Raw genomic sequence first — 12,253 nt, 5'->3', positions numbered from 1 at the left:
AAGTCCTTAGCGCGTGCCGCCGGTTTGTTTGAGGAAGTTGGCGAACAGTTCGTGGCCTTGTTCGGTGAGGATCGACTCGGGGTGAAATTGCACCCCCTCGATGTTCAGGGTTTTATGGCGCAGGCCCATGATCTCGTCGACCGAACCGTCTTCGTGCTGAGTCCAGGCGGTCAGTTCAAGGCAGTCGGGCAGGGTTTCGCGCTTGACGATCAATGAATGATAGCGGGTAACCGTCAGCGGATTGTTCAGGCCTGCGAACACGCCCTTGTCCTCGTGGAACACCGGGCTGGTCTTGCCGTGCATGACCTGACGGGCACGGACCACATCACCGCCAAAGGCCTGGCCGATGGACTGGTGGCCGAGGCAGACACCAAGAATCGGCAGTTTGCCGCCAAAGTGTTTGATCACGTCAATCGAGACGCCGGCTTCGGTCGGGGTGCAAGGGCCAGGAGACACAACGATGCGCTCAGGGTTGAGGGCTTCGATTTCGGCAATGGTGAGTTCATCGTTGCGCACGACTTTGACCTGGGAGCCGAGCTCACCAAGGTACTGCACAACGTTGTAGGTAAAAGAGTCGTAGTTATCGATCATCAGCAACATGGCGTTAAGAACCTCTTGAATTCACTGACTTTAATACAGCCTTCGAATGATTGACCCGCAGCGTCCTGCACTTTGTCGGTCGCTGAAATCGCGCAGCAAAGCGGTGTGTCTTACGGGCAAAGAAGGCAAAGCGGTAAAGATCCGGCAGGGCCGGCAGAAGGATTCAGGCGCGCCAACGCCAGCGGGCGTGTGCCTTGATGACTTGATCCAGTAGTTTGCTGACGATCAACACGGGGAAGGTCTCATTTATACGTCTTGGCACAGTAACTTAGCTGGGCAGAGCGCGCAATATGGGGCGATCGAACCTTATGTAACATTCGGCGGGTTCGCGCCGAATGGCATCTGGCTCTATAGTTTTTGCCACTGTCGTTTCGCTCATTAAAACTATAAACAAACGGACTTGCTCATGATCAGACAGACGCTCTATGCACCGCTTGCCGGCTGCTTGCTTGCCATGGCCTGCACTCAAGCAATTGCGGCGCCCAACCCCTATTCGAATTTTATCGTCTTCGGCGACAGCCTCAACGATGCAGGGCAGTTTACCGACGCCGGTGGCCCTCCCGGCTCTACCCTGCGCTTCACCAACCGTACCGGACCGACTTATCAGGACGGCAGTGGCGAAGTTTACTCCGCAAACTCCACCCAACTGCTGGGTGCAAGACTCGGTTTTTCACCGGACCAGACCGCCGCTTCAACTTCGGCCGCGCGTGCTTCCCAGGGTTTGCCTGATGGCAATAACTGGGCCGTTGGTGGTTATCGCACCGACCAGATCCTCGACTCGATCACCACCGCATCCGCCACCGGTGAACGCACCCGTGCAGGCTATCTGCCGACCAATAACTTCCTCGCAGATCCGAACGCGCTGTATTACCTCTCCGGGGGTGGTAATGACTTTCTTCAAGGCCGAGTTCAAAGTGCCGCTCAAGCAAACGCCGCTGCGGACCGACTGGCAAACAGTGCTCAGGTTCTGCAAACCGCCGGCGCCCGATACATCATGGTCTGGCTGCTGCCCGACCTGGGTTTGACACCCGCTATCAACGGCACGCCTCTGCAGACGCCCACGTCACAGCTGAGCGCGGCCTTCAACCGGCAGCTGGTCACTCGACTGGCGGGGATCGATGCCGAAATCATCCCGTTGAACATTCCACTGCTGTTGCAGGAAACCTTCGCCGATCCGGCGCGATTCGGCTTTGCTACCGGCCAGAATCTGACTGCCACTTGTTTCAGTGGTGACAGCTGCACCGAAAACGCTACTTATGGCATCAACAGCGCCACCCCGGATCCGAGCAAGTTGATTTACAACGATGGGGTACATCCGACCGAAGCCGGGCAAAAGCTGGTGTCCGATTACGCATACTCCTTGCTCGCTGCGCCTTGGGAACTGACGCTGTTACCGGAAATGGCCCACGCCACCTTGCGTGCACATCAGGATGAATTGCGCAGCCAATGGCAATCGGACTGGGAGAACTGGCAAGCCGTCGGCCAATGGCGCGCCATCGTCGCCGGTGGCGGCCAGCATCTCGATGTCGACAGCCAGATCAGCGGCGCCAGCGCTGACGGCAGCGGTTACAACCTGAACATTGGCGGCAGCTATCGCCTCAATGAAGCCTGGCGTGTGGGCGTGGCGGCGGGCTTCTATCGTCAGAATCTGGAGGCCGGCAGTAACGGCTCCGACTACAAACTCAACAGTTACCTGGCCACCGTATTCGCCCAGTTCCAGCAAAACCGTTGGTGGGCAGACGCAGCATTGACCGGCGGCAAACTGGACTACGACAACCTGAAGCGCAAATTCGACCTGGGTGCGAGTGAAGGTGCGGAAAAAGGCGACACCGATGGCTTCCTCTGGGCGTTCAGCACACGTATTGGCTACGACATTGCGCAGCCGGGCAGTGAGTGGCACCTGTCACCGTTCATCAGCGCCGATTACGCGAAAGTGGAAGTCGACCGCTACTCGGAAAATGACAACCGCTCCACGGCATTGACCTTTGATGACCAGAAACGTGATTCAAAACGTCTCGGCGCCGGGCTGCAGGGTAAATACCAAATCACCCCGCAGACTCAAGTGTTCGGCGAATATGCCCATGAGCGCGAGTATGAGGACGATGTACAGAAGGTGAATATCGCTCTCAATAGCCTGCCAACTCTCGACTTCAAGCTTGATGGCTACACGCCACAAAGCCACTTGAATCGTGTGAGTCTGGGAGTCAGCCACAAGTTGACCGCCGATCTGGCGTTGCGTGGCGGCTATACGTTGCGCAAGGACGACGACTTTACCCAGCAGGGGATTACTGTCGGCGTCAGTCTGGATTTTTGACGAGCAACATTGACCTGTGGGAGCGAGCCTGCTCGCTCCCACAGGACTAGTTACTGCGGGGTTTGTTCAGCCAGGGCAACCGCACGGAACATCGCGCGACGCTTGTTCAGGGTTTCTTCCCATTCCAGCGCCGGCACCGAGTCGGCGACGATGCCGCCACCGGCCTGCACATGCAGTTCGCCGTTCTTGATCACCGCCGTGCGGATCGCAATGGCAGTGTCCATGTTGCCGTTCCAGGCGAAGTAGCCGACGGCACCGCCGTAAACACCGCGTTTGACCGGTTCCAGTTCGTCGATGATTTCCATTGCGCGAATTTTCGGCGCGCCGGATAACGTACCCGCCGGCAGAATCGCCCGCAATGCGTCCATTGCCGTCAGGCCGGCCTTCAACTGGCCAGTGACGTTGGACACGATGTGCATCACATTGGAATAGCGCTCGATGACCATCTTCTCGGTGAGTTTCACCGAACCGACCTCCGACACGCGACCGGTATCGTTACGGCCCAGATCAATCAGCATCAGGTGCTCGGCGATTTCCTTGGCGTCCGACAGCAGGTCTTTTTCCAGCTCCAGATCAGCCTCTTCGTTGGCACCACGCGGACGGGTACCGGCAATCGGACGCACAGTGATCAGATTGTCTTCGACCCGCACCAGCACTTCCGGCGAACTGCCAACGACGTGGAAGTCGCCGAAGTTGAAGAAGTACATGTAAGGCGTCGGGTTGAAGCAGCGCAGCGCGCGGTACAGATCGATCGGGGCAGCCTTGAAGTCGATCGACATGCGCTGGGACGGCACCACTTGCATGCAGTCACCGGCCAGGATGTATTCCTTGATGGTGTCGACGGCTTTTTCGTAATCGTCCTGTGTGAAGCTTGAGCGAAACACCGGGTCAGCCGATTGCTGCTTGCTGAAATCCAGCCCACGACGCGGAGTGATCGGCTGACGAAGCTTCTCCAGCAGCTCTTCCAGACGCGCACGACCTTGTTCGAAAGCATCTTCCTGCGCCGGATCGGCCAGGACGATCGCATGCATCTTGCCGGCGAGGTTGTCGAACACCACCACCGCGTCGGAGACCATCAGCAGAATGTCCGGCACGCCCAGTGGGTCCGGATTCGGGCATTTACCCAGACGCTTTTCCACATAGCGCACGCAGTCGTAGCCGAAATAACCCACCAGGCCACCGTTGAAACGTGGCAGGCCGGCGATGGTCGGCACGTTGTAGCGGGACTTGAAGGCTTCGACGAAGGCCAGCGGATCTTCGACGTCATGGCTTTCGGTTTCAACGCCGTCGACGGTCACGCTGACGTGATGATCATGAACCCGCAGCACGGTACGGCACGGCAGGCCGATGATCGAGTAGCGGCCCCATTTCTCGCCGCCCTGTACCGATTCCAGCAGGTAAGAGTTGGGTTCGTCAGCCAGTTTCAGGTAGATCGACAGCGGCGTGTCGAAGTCGGCCAGGGTTTCGCAGGCAAGCGGGATGCGGTTGTAGCCGGCAGCGGCCAAACGCAGGAATTCTTCGCGGATCATGATGTGCCTCGTGGCTTGAGGGTCTGACAGTCAGGTATGCAAACGCGCCGGGGTAACCGGCCAGGAACAAGTCAGGCGCGCCAACGCCAGCGGGCCAGGGCCTTGATGACTTTCATCCAGAGTTTGCGAGTGACCACCACGATGGCGTTTCCAGAAGGGTGTTGGACAGCGTCGGGCAACGTTATCTCAGCGGCCGGATCCAGGCAACCGGGAATTAGTTTGCGCAGATCATCGATAACCAGCGTCGGCGACTCTTCAGCAATCGGCCGGCCATGGTTGTAGCCGTAACTCAATGCCACGCACTTGACCCCCGCCGCTTTCGCCGCCAGCACATCGCTACGCGAATCGCCGACGAACAAGGATTGCGAGGCCGGGATGTTGGTCATCTTCATCACGAAAAACAGCGCGGCCGGGTCCGGTTTTTTCTGTGGCAGGGTATCGCCACCGATGATCAGGCGGAAATACCGGCCGATCTTCATCTGATCCAGCAACGGTGCGACGAAGCGCTCCGGCTTGTTGGTGATCAGCGCCATCTCGACACCCTGCTTGTGCAGCCATTTCAGGGTGTCGCGCACGCCGGGATAGACCACGGTCAGCTCATGGCTTTCGCCATACGCCTGCATGAAAATCTCCAACGCTCTTTCGGCCTCGGTGTCATCGACCGCCGAATGGTCGAGACCACCGGCCAGCGCGCGGCGAACCAGCACCGGCGCACCATTGCCGACCCACTCGCGAACCGATTCGATACCGGCGGGTGCACGGCCGAGCTTGAGCAGCATGTTATCCACAGCCGCCGCGAGGTCAGGAACCGAGTCGATCAAAGTGCCATCCAGATCGAACATCACCAGCCTTGGCAGACTTCCCGGGAACAGCTGCTCGAAACCACTCATGGGCGAGCCAGCGCCAGTTCGGAGCGCATCTTCTCGATCACTTCCTGGTAGTTCGGGGCATTGAAGATCGCCGAGCCGGCGACAAAGGTGTCGGCACCCGCCGCAGCGATTTCACGAATGTTGTTCACGTTCACGCCGCCATCGATTTCCAGGCGGATGTCGCGACCGGACGCATCGATCAAGGCCCGCGCTTCGCGCAACTTGTCGAGCGTGCCGGGAATGAACTTCTGCCCGCCGAAGCCCGGGTTGACGCTCATCAGCAGGATCATGTCGACCTTGTCCATCACGTACTTGAGTACGTCCAGCGGAGTCGCCGGGTTGAACACCAGACCCGACTTGCAGCCGCCTTCGCGGATAAGTTGCAGGGAACGGTCAACGTGCTGCGTGGCTTCCGGGTGGAAGGTGATGTAAGTCGCGCCGGCCTCGATGAAATCACCGACGATGCGGTCCACCGGGCTGACCATCAGGTGCGCGTCGATCGGCGCGGTTACGCCGTACTTGCGCAGCGCCGCACACACCATCGGGCCGATGGTCAGGTTTGGAACGTAGTGGTTGTCCATGACATCGAAGTGCACGAAGTCGGCGCCGGCGGCCAGGACGTTGTCCACTTCTTCGCCCAGGCGGGCAAAGTCGGCGGAGAGAATCGACGGAGCAATTACGAAGGGCTGCATGACGCACCTTTTCTGAGCTAAATCACGATGGCGCGCATTGTATACCTCATGCTTTGACGCGCGCACCGTGAGCGCGATGATTGGGCTTTGCCATCAGTTTCAACGGCAAAGGTTCTAATAAGCCGCGCGGTAGATCTTCTCGATATCGACGGCACTGAGTTTGCGCGGATTATTGCGCATCAGACGCTCGATCCCCGCGGCTTCAACGGCCATGGCCGGGATGGCGTCCTCCGGCACCCCGAAACTGCGCAGCCCTGGGGGGATTTCCACAGCCGCGCACAACGTGCTCATGGCCTCCACGGCTTTATCGGCCGCCTCGCTAACACTCAGATGAGCGGTCTTCACCCCCATGGCTTCGGCAATATCCTGCATGCGTTCGATGCAAGCCATCTTGTTCCAGGTCATGACATAGGGCAGTAACAAAGCGTTGCTCACCCCATGGGCGATGTTGAAGCGCCCCCCCAGCGGATATGCCAGCGCATGCACCGCGCCGACCCCGGCATTGCCGAACGCCATGCCGGCCATCAGGCTGGCGGTGGCCATGTCCTCACGGGCCTGCAGGTTGGACGGGTTGGCGTAGGCCTTGGGTAAAGCCTTGGCGATCAGATTGATCGCGCCGATGGCCAGGGCGTCGGTTATCGGCGAGGCGTTGATCGACAGGTACGATTCGATGGCATGCACCAACGCGTCGATGCCACTGGCGGCGGTGACACTGCGCGGGCAGGTCAGGGTCATTTGCGGGCTGACCAACGCCACATCCGGCAACAGGTAGTCGCTGACGATCCCCTTCTTCAATTGCGCGACCTTGTCGGAGAGGATCGCCACGTTGGTCACTTCCGAACCGGTGCCGGCGGTGGTTGGAATCGCGATCAGCGGCGGGCCCTTGCGCGGAACCTGGTCGATGCCGAACAAATCCTCCAGCGCCCCGTGGTATCCGGCATAGGCGGCAACGCTCTTGGCGATATCGATGGCACTGCCGCCGCCCAGACCGATCAATCCATCGTGCCCGCCCTCACGGTAAACCCGCATGCAATCTTCGACGATGGCGATTTCCGGATCAGGCAGTACCCGGTCGAAGATCTCGTAGCTGCGCTCCCCGAGCTGCGCCAGCGCCAGTTCGACCGTGCCGGACTTGACCAGGGCGGCGTCGGTGACGATCAGCGGATTGTCGATGTCCAGACGGATCAGCTCCGCCGCCAGTTGCTCGATAGCCCCTGCGCCGGTGATCAGTTTGTGAGCGATTTTGAAAGAAGAAAGACTCATGTGCGCAGCCTCTTATAGGTAGGGGAGCTGGGCACAATAGTAGCTGGGGATTTGGGGTTCGCTGGTATTCAGGTCGTGAATGAACTGAAGGTCCGCTAGAGCCCCTGTGGGAGCGAGCCTGCTCGCGAAGACGGTTGAACATTCGACATTTGAGTCGACTGACACTCCGCTTTCGCGAGCAGGCCCGCTCCCACAGTTGATAGAAGTGTGGCGCTAGACCTGCGCGGTACGCAGTTTCTCGCTACGGCCACGCAGCCATTCCAGGGTCAGCAACAGAATCACCGAGAAGGCGATCAGCAACGTCGCGGCGGCGGCGATGGTCGGGCTGAGGTTTTCGCGGATACCGCTGAACATCTGCCGTGGCAGGGTTGCTTGCTCTGGGCCGGCGAGGAACAGCGTCACCACCACCTCATCGAACGAGGTGGCGAAGGCGAACAACGCTCCGGAGATCACACCGGGAGCAATCAGCGGCAAGGTCACTCTACGGAATGTGGTCAGCGGCGAAGCTCCGAGGCTCGCAGCAGCACGCACCAGATTGTAGTTAAAGCCCTGCAAGGTCGCCGACACCGTGATGATCACGAACGGCACACCCAACACCGCATGCACCACAATCAGCGAGAAGAAGCTGTTGCCCAGGCCCAAGGGCGCAAAGAACAGATAGCTGGCCACACCGATGATCACCACCGGCACCACCATCGGTGAAATCACCAACGCCATGACCAGCGCCTTGCCCGGGAAATCGCCGCGGGTCAGGCCGATCGCTGCCAATGTTCCAAACACCATGGCCAGCACTGTGGCCGCCGGGGCAACGATGATGCTGTTCTTCAGTGCCCGCATCCACTCCGCCGACGCGAAGAAGTCGTGGTACCACTGCAACGAGAAGCCTTGCAGCGGGTACACCAGGAAGCTGCCGGAGTTGAACGACAGCGGAATGATCACCAGTACCGGCAGGATCAGGAACAACAGAATCAGGCCGCAGAGAATCCGCAAGCTGTAGAACCACACCCGCTCGATGGGCGACATATAAGGACTCAGCATTTCATTCTCCCCTTAGCTCAGGCGCAGGCGGCTCGCGCCCACCAGCCAGCTGTAAATCAGATAAAGCACCACGGTCGCCAGGAGCAGCAGCCCGCCCAGCGCGGTCGCCATGCCCCAGTTGATGCTGGTGTTGGTGTAGAAGGCGACGAAATAGCTGACCATCTGATCGTTCGGGCTACCCAGCAACGCCGGGGTGATGTAGTAGCCGATGGCGAGGATGAACACCAACAGGCAACCGGCGCCGACACCGGCATAGGTTTGCGGGAAGTACACCCGCCAGAAACTGGCGAATGGGTGGCAGCCCAGGGAAATCGCCGCACGCATGTAGGTCGGCGAGATGCCTTTCATCACGCTGTAGATCGGCAGGATCATGAACGGCAGCAGGATGTGCACCATGGAGATGTAGACACCGATGCGGTTGAACACCAGCTCCACCGGTTTATCGATGATGCCCAGGGCCATCAGGCCGCTGTTGATCAAGCCACCCGATTGCAGCAGAACGATCCATGCCGCGACACGCACCAGGATCGACGTCCAGAACGGCAACAGCACCAGAATCATCAGCAAGTTACTTTGCCGTGATGGCAGGTTTGCCAGCAGGTAAGCCAATGGATAGGCCAGCACCAGGCAGATCACGGTAATGATCAGGCCCATCCAGAAGGTGCGGGCAAAGATGTCGAGGTAGATCGCCTGGTCGGGTGTGGCCGGCGCCAGTTCGCCGAGGTCGTCGATACGGTGATCGACGGCGGCCAGCAGGTAGTACGGTGTGATGCTGCTGGTGTTGCGGCGAACCGCTTGCCAGTAGGCGGGGTCGCCCCAGCGCTCGTCGAGACCTTCCAGCGCTTCTTTATAAGAGGCCGGTTCGGTGGCGAATGGCAAGGCTCGGGCAGTTTTGGTCAGCAGGCTGCGGTAGCCGGCCAACTCCATGTTCAAGCGCTTGGACAAATCGCCCAAGGTCTGATTCTTGCGGGCTTCAGCCAGGTCTTCGCTGGCAGCCTTGTAAACCGGTTCAGCGGGCAGGCCGCGGCCGTCCCAACTGGCGATGGCCGCCACGGTGCGTGGCATGCCGCCGACTACTTCCGGGTTACCGACGCTTTTGTAGAGCAGCGCCACGATCGGCACCAGGAACACCAGCAACAGAAACAGCACCAGCGGCGCGATCAAGGCCTGGGCCTTCCAGCGGTTGACCCGCTCGGCGTGCTTGAGCCGCTGCTTCAAGGTGGGGTCAGTGCCCGCGTTCACGGGAATGGCGATGGCCATGGCGTACTCCGGAAATCTTTGATCGTTACAGAGGTGGCGAACCACCTCGAACTTTTAAATGTGGGAGCGAGCCTGCTCGCGATTGCGATGTGTCAGTCGGTACAAATGTTGAATGTGCCGACGCTTTCGCGAGCAGGCTCGCTCCTACAGGCGAAGCATTACTTCGCAGCCCAGGAATTGAAGCGCTGTTCCAGTTGCTCGCCGTTATCAGCCCAGAAGCTGACGTCGATCTGCACCTGGTTGGCGATGTTTTCCGGGGTGGTCGGCATGTCTTTGAGGACATCCTTGGCCAGCAACGGTACGGCTTGGGTGTTGGCCGGGCCGTAGGCGATGTTTTCCGAATAGGTCTTCTGCTGCTGTGGCTGCACCGAGAACGCGATGAACTTCTTCGCCGCTTCAGCACGCGCTTTATCCAGACCTTTCGGGATGGCCCATGCGTCGAAGTCGTAAATGCCGCCGTTCCATACCACTTTCAGGTTGCTTTCTTTCTGTACGGCAGCGATTCGGCCGTTGTAGGCCGAACTCATGACCACGTCACCGGAAGCGAGGTATTGCGGCGGTTGTGCGCCGGCTTCCCACCATTGAATGCTTGGCTTGAGTTCATCCAGTTTCTTGAACGCGCGGTCCTGACCGTCCTTGCCGGCCAGCACTTTGTAGACGTCTTTGGGCGCAACGCCGTCAGCCATCAGTGCGAATTCCAGGGTGTACTTGGCGCCTTTGCGCAGGCCGCGCTTGCCCGGGAATTGCTTGGTATCCCAGAAATCCGCCCAGCTGGTTGGTGCGGTTTTCAGCTTGTCGGCGTTGTAGGCCAGCACGGTCGACCACACGAAGAAGCCCACGCCGCATGGCTGAATAGCGCCTTTGACGTAGTCTTCGGTTTTGCCGAACAGCGCAGGATCGAGTTGCTCGAACATGTCTTCGTCGCAACCACGGGACAGTTCTGGCGATTCAACCTCTACCAGATCCCAGGACACGCTCTTGGTGTCGACCATGGCTTTGACCTTGGCCATCTCACCGTTGTACTCGCCTGCCACGATTTTGCCGTTGCCTGCCGCTTCCCACGGTGCATAGAAGGCCTTGACCTGCGCGGCCTTGTTCGCCCCGCCAAAGGACACCACGGTCAGGTCCGGGCCAGCGGCCATAGCGCTCGCTGCCCCCATCATGCCCAGTGCCAGAGCGGTGAATTTCAGGGATCTCAACATTTATTGTTCTCTCCACGTGCAGGGTTGGTGTTGTTGAAGCAGGGGGCGATCAATGCGCCTCTAGAAGTGGGTCGAGCGCACGAACGTGCTCGACCTGCCAGCCAAGCGGTACCACATCACCCACCGCCAGCCCGGGATCGAGCTCGGCAATCGGTTGCTTCACGAAGAAGTCGGTCTTGCCACAGACTTCCAGGCGAACCCGGACGTGGTCGCCCAGATAGATGAATTCCGCCACCCGTCCCGAGAAGCGGTTGATGCAAGACTCGCTGGAACCATTGAGGCTCACGCGCTCCGGGCGAATGGACAAGGTCACCGGTTCACCGGTCTTGCCGACATTCACGGCCAGCGCTTCAACTTTTTCACCACGCCCCAGTTCCACCACGCAGCGGTCGCCGGTCTGACTGTGCAGGCGGCCATTGAGACGGTTGTTTTCGCCGATGAAGTTGGCGACGAAGGTGTTTTTCGGCTCTTCATAGAGCGTGCGCGGTGGGGCGATTTGCTGGATCTCGCCTTGGTGGAACACTGCTACCCGGTCGGACATGGTCAGGGCTTCGCCCTGGTCGTGGGTCACGTAGACCACGGTCACGCCCAGACGCTGGTGCAGGTGTTTGATTTCCATCTGCATGTGTTCACGCAATTGCTTGTCGAGTGCGCCGAGGGGTTCGTCCATCAGCACCAGTTGCGGTTCGAACACCAATGCGCGGGCCAGGGCCACACGCTGTTGCTGACCGCCGGACAGCTGCGCCGGATAACGCTGAGCAAAGGCGTCGAGTTGCACCATGCTCAGCACGCGCTTGACCTTGTCGCTGACATCGCTCTTGTTCAAGCCGCGCACGGTCAGCGGGAACGCCAGGTTCTCGGCCACGGTCATGTGCGGGAACAACGCGTAGTTCTGGAACACCATGCCGATGTCACGCTTGTGCGGCGGCACGTTGTTGATGGAGCGCCCGGCCAGCAGGATTTCGCCCGCCGTCGGGGTTTCGAAACCGGCGAGCATCATCAGGCTGGTGGTCTTGCCGGAACCGGATGGTCCGAGCAAGGTGAGGAATTCGCCTTTGCGAATATCCAGGTTGAGGTCTTTGACGATCAGGTTCTCGCCGTCGTAGCTCTTCTGCACTCCACGAAAGCTGACCAAAACATCATTGGCCCCTGCGCTTGAATCGACCTGGCTCATACCCACACCTTTGTTGTTGATGACTGCTGTGGACTAAGCCTAGTGGACGCCGGGGACCGCGCAAATCGGGACGCAGGAGAGAATCGCCTCAGCCGGATGGAAGGTTGGGGGTAGGGATTGCCCTACAAGGATGGCGGGATTTGGTAAGTGCAGCGGCAAACGGATAGTCGCAAGCTGCAGGAATGAGCAAAAACGGTCGGAAAGGACTGTCGTTATTGGATAAGTCTGCTATCGCCAACGATGCGGGGAGCCCTGTGGGAGCGAGCCTGCTCGCGAAAGCGGTGGATCAGGCGAAGGCTCATCGACGGACGC

At 59.5% G+C, this 12,253-nt stretch carries 10 protein-coding genes; 1 reads left to right on the top strand and 9 read right to left on the bottom strand.

Features of this window, described 5'->3' with window-relative positions:
- Window positions 1-6: 6 nt before the first annotated feature.
- Window positions 7-600 (bottom strand): aminodeoxychorismate/anthranilate synthase component II, encoded by a 594-nt coding sequence (locus ACW9HW_RS16825; RefSeq protein ID WP_095195831.1) that lies wholly within the window; start codon window positions 598-600, stop codon window positions 7-9.
- A 406-nt stretch (window positions 601-1,006) separates the two neighbouring features.
- Here ACW9HW_RS16825 and estP point away from each other — a divergent pair, with 406 nt between their 5' ends.
- On the top strand, window positions 1,007-2,914 hold the full coding sequence (gene estP, locus ACW9HW_RS16820; RefSeq protein WP_457400893.1) for an esterase EstP: 1,908 nt from the start codon (window positions 1,007-1,009) through the stop codon (window positions 2,912-2,914).
- 50 nt (window positions 2,915-2,964) lie between these two features.
- Here the strand turns inward: estP and trpE are convergent, their stop codons facing one another.
- The 8 genes from trpE to ACW9HW_RS16780 form a co-directional block, all read right to left on the bottom strand.
- Entirely contained in the window at window positions 2,965-4,443 is a 1,479-nt protein-coding gene (trpE, locus tag ACW9HW_RS16815; RefSeq protein WP_095195833.1) for an anthranilate synthase component I, read from the bottom strand.
- Window positions 4,444-4,514: 71 nt separating this feature from the next.
- On the bottom strand, window positions 4,515-5,333 hold the full coding sequence (locus ACW9HW_RS16810) for a phosphoglycolate phosphatase (protein WP_457400891.1): 819 nt from the start codon (window positions 5,331-5,333) through the stop codon (window positions 4,515-4,517).
- A complete protein-coding gene (gene rpe, locus ACW9HW_RS16805) occupies window positions 5,330-6,004 on the bottom strand; it encodes a ribulose-phosphate 3-epimerase (protein ID WP_008035979.1) in 675 nt (224 codons plus the stop codon). The genes ACW9HW_RS16810 and rpe overlap by 4 nt, the downstream gene beginning before the upstream one ends.
- A 114-nt stretch (window positions 6,005-6,118) precedes the next feature.
- A complete protein-coding gene (locus ACW9HW_RS16800) occupies window positions 6,119-7,267 on the bottom strand; it encodes an iron-containing alcohol dehydrogenase (protein WP_457400889.1) in 1,149 nt (382 codons plus the stop codon).
- A gap of 213 nt (window positions 7,268-7,480) precedes the next feature.
- Window positions 7,481-8,305, bottom strand: a complete 825-nt coding sequence (locus ACW9HW_RS16795) for an ABC transporter permease (RefSeq protein WP_095195836.1) — start codon at window positions 8,303-8,305, stop codon at window positions 7,481-7,483.
- A gap of 12 nt (window positions 8,306-8,317) precedes the next feature.
- A complete protein-coding gene (locus ACW9HW_RS16790; RefSeq protein ID WP_095195837.1) occupies window positions 8,318-9,565 on the bottom strand; it encodes an ABC transporter permease in 1,248 nt (415 codons plus the stop codon).
- 158 nt (window positions 9,566-9,723) lie between these two features.
- Window positions 9,724-10,767, bottom strand: coding sequence for an ABC transporter substrate-binding protein (locus ACW9HW_RS16785; RefSeq protein WP_095195838.1), 1,044 nt, complete (start codon window positions 10,765-10,767; stop codon window positions 9,724-9,726).
- A gap of 49 nt (window positions 10,768-10,816) precedes the next feature.
- Window positions 10,817-11,941: an ABC transporter ATP-binding protein gene (locus tag ACW9HW_RS16780; RefSeq protein ID WP_095195839.1), complete on the bottom strand. Its 1,125-nt coding sequence runs from the start codon at window positions 11,939-11,941 to the stop codon at window positions 10,817-10,819.
- Between the last annotated feature and the right edge of the window lie 312 nt (window positions 11,942-12,253).

It is taken from the genome of Pseudomonas sp. SDO5532_S415 (assembly GCF_054071155.1).
This window is presented reverse-complemented; position numbering and strand designations above follow the sequence as displayed.

Coding starts and splice junctions, on each gene's coding strand:
- ACW9HW_RS16825 (WP_095195831.1), bottom strand. CDS start 600: ATGTTGCTGATGATCGATAACTACGACTCTTTTACCTACAACGTTGTG.
- estP (WP_457400893.1), top strand. CDS start 1,007: ATGATCAGACAGACGCTCTATGCACCGCTTGCCGGCTGCTTGCTTGCC.
- trpE (WP_095195833.1), bottom strand. CDS start 4,443: ATGATCCGCGAAGAATTCCTGCGTTTGGCCGCTGCCGGCTACAACCGC.
- ACW9HW_RS16810 (WP_457400891.1), bottom strand. CDS start 5,333: ATGAGTGGTTTCGAGCAGCTGTTCCCGGGAAGTCTGCCAAGGCTGGTG.
- rpe (WP_008035979.1), bottom strand. CDS start 6,004: ATGCAGCCCTTCGTAATTGCTCCGTCGATTCTCTCCGCCGACTTTGCC.
- ACW9HW_RS16800 (WP_457400889.1), bottom strand. CDS start 7,267: ATGAGTCTTTCTTCTTTCAAAATCGCTCACAAACTGATCACCGGCGCA.
- ACW9HW_RS16795 (WP_095195836.1), bottom strand. CDS start 8,305: ATGCTGAGTCCTTATATGTCGCCCATCGAGCGGGTGTGGTTCTACAGC.
- ACW9HW_RS16790 (WP_095195837.1), bottom strand. CDS start 9,565: ATGGCCATCGCCATTCCCGTGAACGCGGGCACTGACCCCACCTTGAAG.
- ACW9HW_RS16785 (WP_095195838.1), bottom strand. CDS start 10,767: ATGTTGAGATCCCTGAAATTCACCGCTCTGGCACTGGGCATGATGGGG.
- ACW9HW_RS16780 (WP_095195839.1), bottom strand. CDS start 11,941: ATGAGCCAGGTCGATTCAAGCGCAGGGGCCAATGATGTTTTGGTCAGC.